11 protein-coding genes are annotated in these 17,983 nt (G+C 43.2%); all 11 read right to left on the reverse strand.

The annotated features are described in order from the left end of the window. Positions 1-224: 224 nt before the first annotated feature. The 11 genes from galA to DWW91_RS01090 all read right to left on the reverse strand — a co-directional run bounded on the left by galA (position 225) and on the right by DWW91_RS01090 (position 17,886). Positions 225-3,059, reverse strand: a complete 2,835-nt coding sequence (gene galA, locus DWW91_RS01040) for a beta-galactosidase GalA (protein WP_122326686.1) — start codon at positions 3,057-3,059, stop codon at positions 225-227. Positions 3,060-3,075: 16 nt separating this feature from the next. Then, positions 3,076-4,023: an alkaline phosphatase family protein gene (locus DWW91_RS01045; protein WP_009860564.1), complete on the reverse strand. Its 948-nt coding sequence runs from the start codon at positions 4,021-4,023 to the stop codon at positions 3,076-3,078. A gap of 121 nt (positions 4,024-4,144) precedes the next feature. Beyond that, positions 4,145-6,559, reverse strand: coding sequence for a glycoside hydrolase N-terminal domain-containing protein (locus tag DWW91_RS01050; protein ID WP_122326687.1), 2,415 nt, complete (start codon positions 6,557-6,559; stop codon positions 4,145-4,147). Positions 6,560-6,761: 202 nt separating this feature from the next. Further along, positions 6,762-7,004: a hypothetical protein gene (locus tag DWW91_RS01055; RefSeq protein ID WP_046145796.1), complete on the reverse strand. Its 243-nt coding sequence runs from the start codon at positions 7,002-7,004 to the stop codon at positions 6,762-6,764. Positions 7,005-7,153: 149 nt separating this feature from the next. Beyond that, positions 7,154-9,814, reverse strand: a complete 2,661-nt coding sequence (locus tag DWW91_RS01060; protein WP_122326688.1) for a beta-galactosidase — start codon at positions 9,812-9,814, stop codon at positions 7,154-7,156. Positions 9,815-9,840: 26 nt separating this feature from the next. Next, entirely contained in the window at positions 9,841-10,302 is a 462-nt protein-coding gene (locus DWW91_RS01065; protein WP_010801265.1) for a hypothetical protein, read from the reverse strand. A gap of 34 nt (positions 10,303-10,336) precedes the next feature. Further along, positions 10,337-12,082: a RagB/SusD family nutrient uptake outer membrane protein gene (locus DWW91_RS01070; protein ID WP_010801266.1), complete on the reverse strand. Its 1,746-nt coding sequence runs from the start codon at positions 12,080-12,082 to the stop codon at positions 10,337-10,339. Between the two features lie 29 nt (positions 12,083-12,111). Further along, positions 12,112-15,489, reverse strand: a complete 3,378-nt coding sequence (locus DWW91_RS01075) for a TonB-dependent receptor (protein WP_010801267.1) — start codon at positions 15,487-15,489, stop codon at positions 12,112-12,114. A 167-nt stretch (positions 15,490-15,656) separates the two neighbouring features. Then, positions 15,657-16,622 (reverse strand): FecR family protein, encoded by a 966-nt coding sequence (locus DWW91_RS01080; protein WP_122326689.1) that lies wholly within the window; start codon positions 16,620-16,622, stop codon positions 15,657-15,659. A gap of 95 nt (positions 16,623-16,717) precedes the next feature. Further along, positions 16,718-17,281: an RNA polymerase sigma-70 factor gene (locus DWW91_RS01085; RefSeq protein WP_046145791.1), complete on the reverse strand. Its 564-nt coding sequence runs from the start codon at positions 17,279-17,281 to the stop codon at positions 16,718-16,720. Beyond that, positions 17,278-17,886: an HU family DNA-binding protein gene (locus DWW91_RS01090; RefSeq protein WP_009860572.1), complete on the reverse strand. Its 609-nt coding sequence runs from the start codon at positions 17,884-17,886 to the stop codon at positions 17,278-17,280. The genes DWW91_RS01085 and DWW91_RS01090 overlap by 4 nt, the downstream gene beginning before the upstream one ends. Positions 17,887-17,983 lie beyond the last annotated feature (97 nt).

A 17,983-nucleotide genomic window follows, 5' to 3' on the forward strand; every position in this document is an offset into this window, starting at 1 on the left:
AACGGGGCTGGTTTTCATTTGAGACAGCCCCGTTTTTGTGTTTCTTTCTTTGCATCCTGACATCTGACCTGCGAGTCCGAAATTACCCAAGAATACCAGATGTACATTTTCTGACGTAACATAAGATATTTTGATTGTGGATGGATACGCACGGCCATATGGCGATCGTCCTCCTCTGTCATGATCAATTCCGGAACTATCGGGCGTAACCCGGATGATCTTGATTACGGAATCATTCGTTTGGTACGTACCGTCACGTTACCTTTTAGACCGACGGCTTCGCCTGTCGTGCCGTTCAGCAGAACGCGCAGGTCACATCTCTCTTTTGCGGCAGGAAATTCAACAGTGAAATCCTCTTCCTTATCTGTCGTTTTTGAACCGATCAGTTGACCGTTGAGCCAGATTTCGGCTTTTCCTGTCAGTTGTTTGAAGAGGATACTTCCGCCTTCTTCCTGATGAGCCTGGTAAGGATTGAATGTCGCACGTAAAATAACGAAATTGGCATTCTCCAGTTTGATCAGGTTGCCGCCTGAAACGGGTTGCCAACTGTTCATATCATTATCGGCTATCTGACGGGTGGCGTCGGGTTTCTCGGTGGAAAGGGGAGAAGCTACCCATCTATTCAGTAACATCGGTGGATTTTCTGCCGCAATGGAGGGGATAGGGGGTACCTGCTCAGCATTGATCGTGATCGTAGCCGGTTTTAATCCCGGAGTAGAGGCTGTCAGGGTGATTGGACCCGAACCTTCTTTGCTCTGTATGATGACCTGTGCCAGTCCGTAGAACAGACTACGTTTATTTCCCTTTTCCGGCTCGTGACAGTTCGGATTACCGTTTCCTACACCGATGATTTCGGCAGGGCCTGTCAGGGTGAATTCCATCATGTTATTGGCTGTCGGTACGTGACGACCTTTGGAGTCTACAACCTCCACGGTTATCGGCATAGCGTCCCGGCCATCGCCAGCCAGGCTGTTACGGTCAGGCGTCAGGCGAACCTGGACGGGGTCTTTAGTTGTCTCTACTTTGGTACGTGAGACGATCTTTCCGTTCTTGTAGCCGATGGCTTCCAGCTTGCCAGGTTTATAAGGAACAGACCAAGTATTCATTTCGTACGGATCTACCACTTGTTCGGATATTACTTTACCGTTCAATAAGAGCTTTACTTTATCTGCATTGCTTAATGCCATCACCTTGATAGGCTTTCCGATGGAGTCGGCAGGCCAGTTCCAGTGAGGCACCAGTTCCAAGACATCTTTATCCTTTACCCATTGTGCCTGATGCAGGTAATAAGCCATTTTGGGGAATCCGCATAAATCCATGATACCGAAGAAAGAGCTGACTGTAGGCCAGCGATGCGGAGTCGGTTCGCCATGATAATCGAATCCGGTCCAGTAGAAGCACCCTGCCATCCAGGGGCGTTCAGCCACGGCTTTCCAGGCTCTGCGGTGGGTAGCTCCCCAGTCCGCACATTGTGTATCGTATGAATCCATCAGGTTTTTCGACCTGTCTGTTACATATTCACCCCGGATCATAAAGGCGGAACCATCTTCTGAACTGGTCAGAGGCAGGTCCGGGTTTTCTTCGTGGAAACGGTCGTAACTTTCGATCTGATAATTGAATCCTCCGACATCTACCGCCTGCGATACATTATATTCAGAGAAGAATCCTCCGTTCATCGCAGCTGTTATAGGGCGTGTCGGGTCCATCTTCTTCACTACGTCGTACATGCGGCGAACCATTTCAACCCCGTTTTCCGTGCCCTGCATCGGTTCTTCGTTGAAAACGGACCAGAGGATTACGCTCGGACAGTTACGGTCGCGGCGTACTTGCCACTCCAGTTGACGAACATATTCGGGTGAAGTGTTGAACAATCTGTTTTCATCCAGTACCATGATACCCATGCTGTCGCAAGCAGCCATAAATTCTTTGGCAACCGGATTATGAGCAACACGATAGGCATTGACTCCCATCTCTTTTAGTTTGCGCAGGCGGAATTCCCACAAAGCATCCGGAACGGCGACACCCACACCGGCATGATCCTGATGGTTACAAACGCCTTTTATCTTGATATTCTCTCCGTTCAGCCAGAAACCGGTGTTATTATCGAAACGGATCGTGCGGAAACCACATTTGGTTTCGACTTCGTCCGTTACAGTACCGTTTTGCTTTACAATGGTTTTGACTTTATAAAGTGCGGGACTGTCCGGTGACCAGAGTTGAGGGTCTGAAACTGTCATTGATAAGTTTGCAATCCCTTCTCCCAATGCTCTGACAGAGAGTTTCTGGGTTTGTGTCGTGATCGATTTGCCATCCGGGGCAAACAAAGAAACTTCTACTTCACTATTGGCAGGTAGTTTACCTGAGTTATATAAGGAAACCTCTACAGGTATTTCCCACTGGCTTTCGGTCTTCTTTACAGGATTGGCAAAGACACCATCTGTGATAATATGCAGCGGCGAGCGTTTTACCAGCCAGGTGTGGCGGTAAATTCCTGCTCCTTCATACCACCAGCCTTCCTGGGCTTCTGCATCTACGCGTACGGCAATGGTATTCACATCGTCACCATATGTTGCATACGGCGTGATGTCGATATACATGGATGTATAACCGCACCAGTTGCGATGCAGTACGGTTCCGTTAACCCAGATCGTGGCATGTGTGGCAATACCGTCGAACTGTAATTCCAGGTGCTTCCCTTTATCTTCGGGAGACAGTTTGAATTTACGGCGGTACCAGCCGAAACCGCGGTCGTAGTAACCCTGCGAAAGGTTGGCTTCCGGGTTTACCCGTCCTTCGATCGCCCAGTCATGGGGGATGTCTACGATACGCCAGGAGGAATCATCGTAGTTCGGGGAGGCGGCTCCACTCACGTATCCGGCTTTAGCGTTCCGGTAAGTCGCGTTATGTCCTTTAATAATCGGGTAGGGGATATCTCCCTTATGGAAACTCCATCCTTTGTCTAAAGACAGGACTTCGCGGGTGGTTACTTTTTCCTGTGCATAAGCCTGCAAAGAGAAGCCGATACACAAAAGAAGTAGAAAACTTTTGAGTGTTGTCATAGTTTTTGTTATAGAATTATTTGAATATTGTCTCTATCACCTCGCCTGTCCAGGATAAGGGTTGTTTTACTTTGAACAGGTGCAGGATGATGGCTGCTGTGTTTACCGTGTTATTAGCTTCCGTGATCTTGAATCCTCTCTTTATTCCCGGCCCGGTGATACCCCAGGGGACAATCATTTCGTCCGTATTTACTCCGCCATGCCCGTATTCGATACCGCCATGATCTGTCAGGAACATGAAATGGGTATCTTTGTATAATCCTTCCTGTTTCATCTTGTCGATGAATTTGCCGATTTCCACATCCGCCTCCTCGATGGATTGTATGTATTCCGGAGACATCCATTTATGTTTGTGCCCGGCATGGTCGGTATGTACGGAATAGAGGAATGCCAGTGTCGGGTTTTTCCGGTTCTCCATCAGAAAAGAAAGCGCTTTCTCGTAGTTCGGCACGTAGGCATCTTCTTCCAGGTAGCTGACTTCATCCAGATACTGTTTATTGTATGGGTAGAACAGGTTGATCCAGTTATAATAGAAAGCTGTTTTTGCCTGTGGAAGTGCCTCTTTCAATACTTTGAATACGGAAGGGTAATATCCTTTGCTATCTGTTTCAATCGCAGGTAATACGAATTTGGAGATTTCCCAGCTATTATCGACTACACCATGCTGTTCGGGGCCGCTTCCGCAAAGATGGCTGGTCCAGTTAGGCAATGTCACCGAAGGCATGACCACACGTGTATCCAGCGAGAGTGAACCTTCGGCCATCAAGGCATCCAGATTCGGAGTTTTTGCCTTCAGGTATCCGTCTACACAGATTCCGTCGAGTGATATTAAAACAATACGTTTTGCAGTAGGCGCATTTACTTTGGCAGTAACTGCCGATACAGGTTGGGTAATGGAGGCAGTTCCTAATGCGACAGCTCCCGCCAGTCCTTTTTTGAAGAAGTTTCTTCTTGAGTTTTTCATATTTTCCATGCTGTGTTTATAAGTATAAGTAAGAAGATCAGTCTTCAAAGGTAGTGGAAAATGTTATTTTGAAGACTGATTCTTTTCGTAAAAAGTACGCAAAGGTTTGCGCTTTCAGTAACTATTTATTCCATTTCCAGATTTCCCCTTTTTTCAAACCGTTTGCCTGCAAATAATTACCGTTATACCAGATACGGAATTTATTCCCCTGTAGCGATTTAACGGAAGCATCGACTATTTGTCCGTTTTCCCATTTTACCGCCACTTCAAATCCTCCCCGGGCTTTTAAGCCTGAGAATTCTCCTTTTTTCCAATCGGCAGGAAGGGAGGGAAGTAATTGAATGATATAACCTCCCTGATCGTACACATGACTCTGTAACAACATTTCGGCTATCCCTGCCGTTGTTCCGAAGTTAGCGTCGATCTGGAAAGGAGGACATATTGTGAAGAGGTTCGGGTTGATGCATTTCTTCATGACATCGTCCAGATTCTCTTTTGCTTTTTCGGCCTGATGCAAGCGGGCATATTGGCTGATGGCCCATGCCGAACTCCAACCGACATAGCCTCTGCGATGCTGGATGCGGTAGTCCAGCGATTTGTTGGCAGCCTCGATCAGGTCGGGAGTTTGCAACATATTGATCTGCGATCCCGGATGGATGGCGAACAGGTGGGAGATATGACGGTGACCAGGTTCAACTTCAGGGAACTCGTCGGCCCATTCCATGATGCGTCCGTCAGAACCAATTTTCGTATCGGCCAAACGATCTTTTGCATCAGCAACCTGGCGTGTAAAATCATCGTCGATGGATAATTCGCTGGATATCATGGCGAAGTCGTCAAACAGTTGCCAGATAGTTTGCTGGTCGTGTGCCGGTCCCATGCTGATCTGGCTATGGCTGCCGTCGGGAGCGACAAACGTATTTTCCGGAGAAACAGCAGGACCGGAAACTAGTTCTTTGGTTTTCGGGTTCTCTGTCAGCCAATCCATATAAAATTCGATAGCTCCTTTCAGTACAGGATATGTTTTGCGTAAAAAGTCTTTATCGCCTGTAAACCGATAGTGTTCACCGATATGTTGGCAAATCCATGCCGGAGCACCGGTGTGCATACCCCAGGAAGCTGCTTCGCCCGGAGAGGTATATCCCCATACGTTCGTGATAGGGTGTACTACCCAGCCCTTCTTATTGTATTGGATTTGTGCGGTCTTGCTCCCTGGTTCAACTAGCGAAGCAATCAGGTCGAACATTGGCAGATGCATTTCCGACAGGTTGGTTACTTCCGCAGGCCAGTAGTTCATTTCGATATTGACGTCGGTATGATAATCGCCGTTCCAGGCGGTCTGAAGCTTGTTTGCCCAGATACCTTGCAGGTTGGCGGGCATAGTACCCGGTCGCGACGACGAGATCAGGAGGTAACGGCCATATTGGAACATTTGTTTATATAGGTGAGGGTCTATCATGCCTTTTCGGGCATTCATAACCTTAATGTCGGTAGGGATCGTATCAGGCGTATTTGTCAGTTGCAGATTTGCTCTTTGGAAATAGCCGGTATATTCTTTTACATGTGTTTCATAAAGCTGATTGTAAGATTTGTTTATGGCTTTATTTAAAGAAACTTCGGTAATACTGCTGAAATCCCGTCCTTTGTAGATGGGATATTCCAGCTTATAATCTGTCGATGCGGTTAAAAACAGAAGAACTTCATCCGCATCTTTCACTGTCAAAGTAGAATCAGAATACGTGACGGAGCCATTCATCGGTACAGCTTTTAACCTTGTCATGTATTGAAGTCCGTCACCTCCTTTACCGTCCGAAAGTGCCCCGGCCATGATCAGTTGCTCGTTTTCCGTATAGGTAGAGTAGCGTTCCGGCCGGTTCATCCGGCAAGTAAAAGAGAGTTGCTGCTTTTTATCCGCAGATATTCTCATGACCATGGACTGATCCGGGTGGCTGATAAAGATTTCACGTTTGAAATTTACATCTCCTTGTTTGTAGGAAACTCTGGCTGTCGCATCGTCCAGATTCAGTTCCCTGCGATAATCGGTGTAGGGCGATTTATTATCGAAGTCGATCCACAAGTCGCCCATCGTTTGATAACATCCGAAAGGGGCGTTGCTGCCTTGTCCGTACCCGGAACCTTTTCCGGTACATATTTGTGTACGGTTTGTCAGGTCTGTGGCTTCTTTATATTTACCGTCAAACAATAGTTGTTTGATTTCTTCTATATGTTTGGCCGCTTCCGGATTGTCGCTATCCTGTATGCTTCCTGACCACATGGTCTCTTCATTTAGTTGGATACGTTCTTTGTGTACATCTCCAAAGACCATAGCACCGAGTGAACCGTTTCCTAAAGGTAAGGCTTTCAGCCACTCTGCATCATCGTCATATCCTTTATTCGGATTATCCGTGGCGGTTGCGTCGGCGGGAGTATTGTACCATAATGTTAATGGTACTTCTTTATGTTCTACGGAACAGGCGGTAAAACATAAAGAAAAGAGGCCTATAACAGAAACTATGCTTCTAATTTGTTTTTTCATGACTTATAAGTTCTTATAAATATAATCGGTGGAATTTCTTCACAGTCTTTAATATTACTTCTGTACGGAGAAAGTAAAATAAAGACTGTGTAAAATTAAGGAACAGACTTCTATTATAGTTGATAAAATGAGATGAATACTTTGCATAATTCGATATTATCAGGATAATGATAGTTGTTTTATTTTATTATTGTATAGAGTGCTAGTTGAAATTAAGCTGTATCCATCCGGCTACGTCTCCGTCTTCGTCTTCGGCGATATATGAATCCAGATATCTTGTCCTGTTGGAGTCGTAATTAAAGTAGAACTCATTACCTGCATCAGAATAATTGGCAACCAGGAAGGATATAGCATCGGGTAAAACCCAAGCTCTGAAATGTTGCTTTCCATTCGACTCGATTGTTACGATAACTTCGATTTTTGTTTTTTTTTGGTGTATATTCAATGTTTTATTAAAATGGAACTTCTTCGAAATATTGTTGGAGATTTAGGAACAAAAGTAAAGAATTCTGTAAGTATCGCGAGGTATGGTGGTACTTACAGAATTCTTTTTACTTTGTTCTTTACGGGAGAGCAGTTATAGATATCTATGATTTATTGATTATTTAGTTCGAATCGATATTCCTGTTTTACCAGTATATCAGAAATAGTCGGAACGACACAATCTGCCGGAACGACATTTTTCTCGAAATAAATAGGAACATCAGCCGATTTCAGCCCGTCGATGCGGATCACCATCGGATTGGTATCGATAGATTCTTTCAGGCGGCTTAAGCTGAGAATCCACTCTGTGCCATCATAGAAGGAGTCGCCGATCAGATTTCCGTTCAGGTAAGCGTTGGCTACATCTCCTTTATAAGAAATATACATACGTGTTTCCTCGTTGCCACAAGTCGCAGCCGGAGCTTTTACTTCATAAAGGCCTATATGTTCTTCGGGAGCAAAGGCGGAAGGCTTGTTCTTTCCGGTAGTTGTTGCAACAGGTTTGTTGTCTGCCGATAACCAGGTTGCATCTGTATTCCAGAGGATACGTTTACCATTCTTCAAAAGAACTTCTATTTCCGCTGTGATCTCTTTATCATTAGAAAGATTAAATTCGATCGTATTGTTGCCGTTTTGAATGAAGTCGGTTACATTAGCATAGGAATAACTGTCCATAGATGTCGTTTTTGTTTCTTTTCCGTTGATCATACAACTGATTGGATCGGATGATACATAACGTAAATAGGTGCGTTCTACTTTTGAGAATGTGCTCAATGAGAACTGACGTTTTGCTATATTACCTTCTGTTGGACGTATCCACAGGCTTTTTTCCATCGGAGTGATCGGACGGAATTCTGCTTGCAGATTATGCGCGCTGCTTTGGAATGTTTGTTGCTTGAAATTACCGTCCTCATATGTCCATATCTCTGTTGACGGTTGATCGTCGATTAGAGTGATCTTATCGTTATCGTAGATTAATGAGGAATTAGTAATAGCAACAAACTTTTTACCTTTTATCGTACCTTTCCAGATATGATCCGATTCTTCTTCAGTCAGCGTGACAAAGCGTACTGTGGAACCATTTTCTTTTGTAATCTTTATGATACATTCTTTCCCCGGAGTTAGTTGGTTGATGAAATATCTGTCTTTCTCTTTCCGGTAAGAGCCATTCTTTACTTCGATATTCCGGATGTCTTTATTTTCAATTAAATATTCTCCCGGTATGGCATCGTCTTCAAAGAAGAAATAGGTATGGTTGTTGCCTTCTTTTAAGGAACAAACAGGTTGGGTTGTTGAATATTTCAACAGTACATTACTTAGTTCCTGATTGAACGGCCAGAGAAAGTAAGTTCCGTTTTTTACCGTTACTTTCTGACGTGGTATACGGATTGTCTCGTCTTTCAACTTTATGGAGAACTGAACATTTTTATAGTCTTTCCGGCTATGTTTGTATAAATAATTGGAACAGAATAGATAACCGGTATTCCCGTTTAACCGGACGGCCCATTGCAAGTTGTCTCTATCCTGGTTAGTGGTAGGCAGGTAAGCGACAGCCGGAGCCAGCGCTGTTCCGAAATCATTCATGAAATAGTTATATTTCTTCGTTTCCTGCATGACTGTACCCAAAGTTCCGAATTCACGGATGGGGGCCTGGTAGTCGTAACTGATGCGAGGACCGGATGATTGGTATGTACTTATTTTCCCGACAGGATTAGTACCACCGGTGTACATATAATATCCCATCATATTGGCTCCGCACCCCAAGCGTAGATTGATGTTTTCTCCCGCCATTTCTTCCGGTACGACGGCACGACGTTGGTAGAATGCTGTGGTTCCAACGCCTATTTCACAGGTGAAGAAAGGGGAGTCATTATTTTCTCCGCTTAAAGATTCTACATCTCCTTCGATCTTGATAATATCGGTACCAATATTGTCAGAAAGACGGTTGTAAGTGAAAAACTCAAAGTTGGATGTCGGTATTTCATCCTTTCCAGATGCAGTCCATGGAGCCTCGATATAGAACCCGGCATAGGGCACGATTTCCCCTTTCGGATACTCGCTGTCCATCCAGTGGGTCATCGAATAAAGAGGAACATCGAATCCTATTTCTACTGCCATCTTTTTCAGGTTGAGAAGATGCGAGACGATCATTCCCGGGCGTACGTATTCGTTTTCCAGTTGAAGAGCCATGACGGGGCCTCCGTCTTTCCATAATAATCCTTTTACCTGGTCGTATACAGCCTGATACCAACGCCGTGTATATTCGAGATACAAAGGATCGTTTGAGCGGGTTATCAGATTTTTATTATTGACGATCCAGTCAGGTAATCCTCCGTTTTTGATTTCCGCATTACAGTAAGGACCGAAACGCAAGTGCACTTTCATGTCCAGTTCCTTGCACAATTCGATAAAACGGCGGAGATTGAGATGACCTTCCCAGGATAGTTCACCTTCAAATTCCTCGTGCAGCGACCAGATACAATAAGTGGCCACAATGTCAATGCCGGATGCTTTCATTTTCAATAAGGCATCGCGCCAGTATCTCGAATCCATCCGGTTATAATGAATTTCTCCCATTACGGGGAGTTGAGGAATGCCACCTTCTTCCAGATACAGGTTATTAATGCGGATTTCTTTTCCAACTGGGCCGAAATGGCCCAGTTGGAGGTATTTCACAGTGGGAGGAGTTACTTTACCCAAATCTATTTTGTACTGGGCAAAGATACTTCCCGCGGCAAAGAGTAGCGCAGATAATAGAATTTCTTTTCTCATTTATAAGTCGTATTTTTATGTGCGTACTACTTATTTAAGTCAGTGATCCTGATCGTCCAGTTAGCATCGTCCCCGTTTCCTGCCGTTACTTTATATACAAATTCCTTTGCGGAAAAGTCTGACGGGAAAATCCCCATTGCGGGAGCATTACCTACCGGGCTAATGCGGGCGGAGGTCGATGCGTCAACGTTGATCGCTAATGTACTTAATGAAACCTGATTTCTGATTTCAGTTGTAAATGTCTGTGTGGCTTCAGGCACTTTGATCGTACAAACGATTTCTTTTGCTTTATTATCAATCGTTTTCTCCGTAGTCATTTCCATTACACGCAGTCTTTGACCACTTTCATCCCACCATCTGTATTCGAAACGGACATTTGTGATGTCATTCTGGTTGTACGTTTCCAGATCATCCAAACCGGCTTTCAGACAAGATGTGTTCAGCGCAATCAATAAAAGTAGAACTAAATAATTATACAGTGCTTTCATTTTCTTGTTATTTTTATAAGACATTTATAATCGGTTACCAACCTTCGTTTTGATCGAGAGACGGGTTGTTTACTCTTTCGCCTTCCGGAACAGGGAACAAATATCTTTTCTTTGTAAAGACACGTTCGTTGAAAGAAGTTTGGTAAGGCAAAGGTATGATTTCAAAACTTTTTCCGTCTTCGGAAATACTGATAGAATGATGTACTTTTGTCAACTCTTCCACTTTGTCTTTTCCATCGGCTTTTCCCCATCGTAATAAACTCCAGTACCTGTCACCTTCATGCACAAGGTCGATGCGACGTTCGCGTTTATAGGCTTTCCAGGCCGCATCAGAAGAGAGATTCAATGGCAACTCAGGCATTCCGCCGTGCACGGTACGGGTTTTATTGATATATTCGATTGCCGTGCTGATATTGCCTTGACGCAACATTACTTCCGCATAATTCAGATAAGAACGTCCCAGGCGCAGAACTATATAATGATAGTAAGTCGGATCTGAATTTAATAGCGGTTTTGCCGTATATACACCTTTGCGGTAAAGATAGCCGCTCAGGGCCATTCCCCAATCGCCACCTGCTTTACTGTCCCAATGCATATTCCCTTTGGTACGCATAGTTACGAGGCTGTTGAAATATCGGCTCGAATCCTGCACGACAGTCGCATAGAAGCGATTGTCACGGTTCTGATAAATGGCAGTTGAGACATAGCCACCGTTCTGTTGATAAGCCTTATAGAAACTGCTTTGATCCCAGTCTTTGGCCGTTCCGTCTACATCTTTGACTTCGTAGTCGTTGACCAAATCGACAGAAGGGAACATTCCGATCCAACCTTCAAAGCTATCATTTAGTTTAGGGTTAGCGATGTCTTTCAGTTTATCGTTGTTAACGTTTGGAACAAGATACTGCATCCATGTATCTCCGAATTTTGTGTTGTTCTCATGTCTGAACTGTGCCAGGATAATTTCTTTGGAACTTAACGCATAATCGAATTCGTTGAACATCTTCTCGTAATCGGTATCCAGACTATATTGTCCGAGAGCGAAAAGGTCTTCGCTGGCTTTCTTTGCAATGTTATAGTATTCATCCTGTCCCGATTCGATATAGGCAGCGCCGTGAAGTGCTACTTCTGCCATTAGTGCATAGGCTGCCCCTTGAGTCAGCATACCAGTTTCAGAGCTTTTTATGGAAACAGGTAGGTTGACGACTGCATCCTGCAAATCTTTTAGAATAAAATCGTAGGTATCCTTGATCGTTTCTGTTCGTGGCAGTTCCATCTTTTCTTCCGGATCGAGTACGCGGTCTACAATCATCAGTTTCCCGAATAAACGGGCACGGCTAAAATAAATCATGGCACGTTGCATTTTGGCCTGTGCGATCAGATAACTTTTTTCCTGTTCCAAAAAGGAAGTGTTTTCTTCCATTTTCTGAAGCAGAAGATTGCATTTTCGGATGTTTGCATAAACTTCCCCAGCTTTTTTACTATCTCCACCTGGATAAGGATTCCATCCTACATCGTAGTAGCGGTCGATCTGTTCTTTATTCACATTGGAAGCGCCTCCATCATCCTGGATAACATCATTATCTGTCCATTTATCATTCCAGACTAATTGTCCGGTAGCATAACTCAGCGAAGGATATAAGAAAGCCTGTGCCAGTTCTGCACTTTCCCATACATCATTTTCCGAAAATTTGTCTAACGGGCCTTTATCCAGAACGTCGCTGCAAGCTGTACATCCCATTACCAATGCCAATGATATTGTTTTGATACTTATATTTTTCATATTATTAAAATTCAATTGTTACACCATTATTAAAATCCGACTGTTACACCTACTGAATAAACACGTTGTACCGGGTACCCCCCGTTCGTAGAAGTCGTTTCCGGATCGAAATAGTCTGAAACTCCCGATATTGTGAATAGGTTGGCCCCGGTTACATTCACTTTACACATGCTGAGCCAGTTGGCATTTTTCAACAACTTATATTTGAAGTCGTAAGCAAGTGATAAGTTCTTTAAACGCAAGAAAGATGCATTCTTTACCCAAAAGCTGGATTTTTCCTGGTTGTTTCCTCCGTTTACACTTGAGGATAATGATTTTCTCGGGAAGGTTGCATCTCTGTTGTCCTCTCTCCAGTAATCTAACTGATATTCGTTTTTCACGTGGACAGATTCGTCTTTTTTGTTATTGACCCCAAACTCCATATTGCGTTTACCTGTCCCATAAAACAGACCGGAAAGAGAAAATCCTTTATAAGAGAAGGCAAAATCCACACCATAGGTAAAATGAGGAGCGGTAGGCATTCCGTAACGGACTTGATCTTCGGCATCGATTTTACCATCGCCATTAAGATCCTGATAAACAATGTCACCTAACTTTGTTTCAGAAGAAGACAATCTGCGGGGGACGCCCAACACTTGTTCCGGGGATTGATACAAACCATTGTCGATAAGTATGACATCATAATAGTCTGTTTGATGTGTGCTACGTTTATACGGATTCATTAGGGTAGACAGAGCTTCTTCCTGCTTTACCACATACAGATTGTTATAATAGGTCATGTTTGTTCCGACTTCATAATGGAAATCCGAACCGATATTGTCACCCCATCTCATAGACAACTCAAAACCTTCACGACGATGTTCATTCTTCGATTTGATCTGTGGCAACTTTGTTCCCAGCGGAGTAGTGTAACGGTCTGCCGGACTTACCAAACCACCTTTGGTCACATAATAGAAATAGTCGGCAGAACCTTTTAAACGATAGTTGAAGAATGCAACATCAATACCATAGTTTAACGAATTACGTGTATACCAACTTAGTAATTCGGGAGAAGTCAATTCGCCTTCATTAAATCCGGATAGCAAATTTCCACCGATACAAATTGAATTTTCGACCATGTTATAAGTTGACAAATAACCGAACTTGTTTACTCCTGATTCTGTTCCCATTTGTCCGTAGGATCCGCGTAGCTTTAGCAGGTCAATGTTTCCCCGATTCCAGCTTTTGAAGAAAGGTTCTTCTGTAATATCCCATCCCAGTGCGACAGACGGAAAGAATCCCCAGCGATGTCCCGGAGCAAAGTTATCCGAACCGTCGTAGCGGAAGCTACCTTCGATATAATAACGGTTTGCATAATCATATTTCAAACGTCCGACCAATCCCATTCGTCCGCCTTCTTCCGAGTTTCCTGCATTTTGCATGGTCGTACTGGAACCGGCAAACAGCTGATCGACGGTGGTTGAAAGATAATCTCTGCGTGAAGCCCAGAAATTATGACCGGTGTTTTCTGCGGCAGTGAAAACGAATTTAGCATCGATTGAATGAACATCGGCAAACGTCCGTAAGAATGCAGCGCTTAGTTCGAACTGATAAGATTCGCCGAAATAAGCCTCTTCTTTTAATGAAGGTTTTGTTACATCTAATAATGTTCCATCTTTGCCATATTGAGGCGCACGAGCCGAAAGTTTTTTTAAATGGCTAGAATTTACGCGATAGTAAAGCATGGTACCGAGTGACAACCCTTTTACCCAGGGTAATGCCCAGTCTGCAACAAATTGAGTATTCAGATACATTCCGTCGTTTTTATCATATCCGGAACGTTCGTCCATTTCCATCAGCGGATTGTCTGATACCGTACTTAAAGTTCCGTCTTCATTATAAGCTAGATCCAGCGGTGATTTCGCATTCAGGTGATCCCAGATAGAATTAGCGGCAAATGAAGGATATTTTTTCTTCTCCATGGCTGCATTAATGTTTAGAGATACTTTTAGTCCGATCTCATCAAAGGTGGTGTTCACATTACTGCGGAGATTGTATCTTGAATAATTCAGGGCATCAGAGGTATATAAACTACCCTGGTCGAATAAGCCTAAAGACAGGTAATAGTTTATATCTTTCTGATTGCCTGTCATAGACAAAGAATGTCTGTATTCCGGAGCGAAATTGTTTAATCCCAAAGAATACCAATCCGTATTCGGGTATAAGTATGGGTCAGATTGGTTTCTGATAGCATCCATTTCCTCTTTACTGAATTGATGGTATTCACCATATCCGTCCGAGATTGCTGCCTGGTTTTGAACGTCTGCATAGGTATAAGAATCCAGTTTTTTCGGTAAGACGGTCGGCTGACTATACTGTGCGTTGAAAGAGTAGACAATAGATCTTTTCCCCTTACGGCCCTCTTTTGTTTTAACCAAAACAATACCATCTGCTGCCCGTGAGCCGTAAACAGCCAGTGAAGCTGCATCTTTTAAAATGGAGATACTCTCTATATCCTCGGAATTTAAAGTTTTGAACTCCCAGTCTGTGGTAATTATGCCGTCGATAACATATAGCGGATCGCCGCCACCACGGATGGATATTTTAGGTTCGCTACCCGGTTCCCCTCCCTGGTTCTGAACGATAACACCTGAGGCCCGTCCTTGTAGGGTGGATGCAACGTTCGGGAATGGCAGGTCTTGCAGTTTTTCGCCTTTTACAGCTGTAACGGCAGAGACCATTTTCTTAGCCGAAGTGGTTCCGTAACCAATTACGACAACTTCATCCAATGTCTCGCTATCTTCTTTTAACTGGATAGAAAGATCAGACCTGTTTCCAACAGCGATTTCTTGCGTCAGATAACCTATATAAGAAATTGTCAGGGTTGCGTTTTCCGGAATCTCCAGATTGAAACGACCGTCTATGTCTGTGACATTACCGATAGTGGTTCCTTTTACTACGACATTGGCTCCGATAACAGGAGTGCCGGTCGCATCTTTAACGGTTCCTGATATTTTTCTCTTATTCTGATTGATCGAACCTTTTTCCGCTTTCCTCAGGGAAATATATCCTTCGTTAAAATTATATTTGATTGGACTGTTGTCGAAAGCCTCTTCCAATACCTGTGAGACGGGCTTATTCTTTGCATTGACCTGAATTTGTTCCTGCAGGTCGATCTCTTTTTCGCTGTACATGAAAAGATAATCGGTCTGCCTTTCTATCTCATTGATAAATTCTTTGAGTGGCAGATTATTCCTGCTGATGCTCACTTTTGCATTTTGCGAATGCAAAGAGGTTGCACTAAGCTGGAAAATTGCAATTAACGTGAGAACTGTTGTTATTTTCATAATACGAATTGTATGCTTTAATTCAATATAATTGACACAATTGAACAATAGCAATAAGTTTTTTTTCATAACTTTGCTCATAGCTTTAAAAGTTAATACTGTTTTTGAATGTTTGTGGAATACATGAAAGAAGGAAGGTATTGACTTGGGGTGAGTGCTGGTAACACTTGCCCCTTTTTTATACCATTCCTGTGTAATGATCTGGCTTTACTTCATAGGCATTCTATTTTTAGGTGAATATGTTGTATTTAATATATTTCGATCTCTTCGTTATTGATTATCTTATACTGGAAATGATGCACCCCTTGTAACGCTTTCAGGATCCTTTCAATTTCATCACTCTGGCGGAACTTACCAGATACATACTGGTCGATCCGGGCAGATGATTTCACATCGAATTTTACGTTATACCATAACGTGAGATAATCCAGTATTTCCGAGAATTTCTTGTTGCTGAAATAGAATATTCCGCTTTTCAGATATTCTTCGTTGTTGAATGAAGCGGCTGTTTTTATCAGATTCCCATTCGACAAGGATACCATCTCGTTGGGTTTCAGTATAATGTTTTCCTCTGGCTTACTGTTGTTTGTGACTTGTACACTCCCCTTTACCAGGTTTGTTTCAAATCGTTCGCTTTCCGAATAAGCAAATACATTGAAGCGGGTTCCGAGTACCTTTATATCATAACGTTGTGTTTTCACGATAAAAGGTCGTTTGGCATCTTTTGTTACCGAGAAAAATCCTTCACCATCCAGTTCTACCGAACGTTCATCCTTGCTGAATTCATTCGGTATTTTGATAACGGAGCGGGGGCTTAACCAGGCTTCTGTCCCGTCTTGTAGGGTCATAAAGATACGTTGACCTTTAGGGACTTCTATCTTTGTATAGAGCGGTGCTTTTTCTTCCGGAATGAATTTGTCGGTAAGCAGCCAGATGTTAATCAGTAAGATGGCTACAACAGCGGCATATTTTGCCAGATTGAGATAAAGCCGGCGAGCCTGTTTCCGGTTGATGCGACTTCCCAGTTCTTCTATTTTGAGTGAAGCCCATTTATCGTCTCCATTCTGTTCTCCCAGTTTTGAAATAGTTACCGTATTTTGCATACGGATAAATTCAGCTTTCTTTTCCGGACTGGATTCTATCTGGTCGAAGAGATCTTTCTTTTCTGTGTCTGAAAGTTCCCCAAGGAAATATTTATCTAGTTGTTCGTTCATGATACTTTATTACTCTTTCTATTAGTATGACGAAATACTTCCGACCATCTACTAGTCGGAAACAGAAAAAAAATAAATTTTTTTTGGAAAAGATTTTAGATAATGAAAATAAAGAGAGGGAGGTAGTCTTTCAATTCAACCTTTAATTTACGTATAGCGGTTACGATGTGATTTTGTACGGTATGGACAGAGATATTCAGTTGCGTGGCTATTTCCTCATGCTTTAATCCGTTCATTCTGCTCAGAATGAACACCTGCCGGCATTTCTCCGGCAGGTGTTCAATTGCCTGGGCTAATAAATTTTCTATTTCTTTTTCGGTAAAAATGTTTTCATCGAATTGCATCAAGGCTTCCATTTTCAGTTTCAGTTCTCTGTCCTGTAGACTGTCCAGTGATTCTTTTTTACTGTCTATTAATGTTTTATGGCGATAAAAGTCGATGCATCTGTTTTTAGCCAGTGTGAACAGGAAAGCGTTGAGGTTGGTCAGGGACTCCAGCATATCGCGGTGTTCCCACAAATACATGAAAATATCCTGTACGATGTTTTCGGCATCTTCGATGGATACAACATATTCGCGTGCGAACCGTACCAATTTAGGAAAATATATCAGATATATTTTCGAAAAGGCATGTTTCTCTGTCCCTGAAAAGTTATTCATATTTTTTCCTGTTTATTAATGGGCACATATAATACAGCCTTTCCATATCCCAGCTTTTTTATTCTGCCGTCTTCGATCAGCTCTTTCAGGTCGCGCACGGCTGTGGACCGGTTACATCCGTTTAACCGCATGTATTGTGCCGCAGTGAAAAACTCTTTTTCTTCCGATGCGATCAGCATACGGCCTTTCCGTTGTTCAGGAGAATAGCTTGTAGCACAGGCATCGGAGTCCCTTTCCAGGTCTATAGACTTCAAACGATTTTTTAATTTTTTACTCCCTTTGAAATGCACATTCCCGAAATTTACGGACCAGGAACGTATTTCTTTTTTATCCATCACCGGGCGACTTTTCAGGGAGATGGAAAATGACCCCAGGTCATCTAACTCGACAGTATATCCGTACCGCAGATTTTTCGAAATAACTTTGGCCAGCGCATCCAGCATTCCTTTGGTGGTGGCCGTGGAATAGCCGCAACTATCGGCTATCTCTTCTGCAATCTCCTGTGTATGGATCGTTCCTCTGGGTACAATCCGGGCATGTAAAGGTTGCTTCTTTCCGTCGCCTTTGGGGTTCGGATTCTCATATAACGCATATTTTGCTCCCATAATAGTCGTTGTAAAAAGGTAAATTTCAGTTTAGTATTGCATATCACAGTTGTCTTCCTTTCATATCACAGTTGGATTCCGTTTGTTTCACAGATGG

This window comes from Parabacteroides sp. AF17-3 (assembly GCF_003635445.1).
Lineage (GTDB): Bacteria > Bacteroidota > Bacteroidia > Bacteroidales > Tannerellaceae > Parabacteroides > Parabacteroides goldsteinii.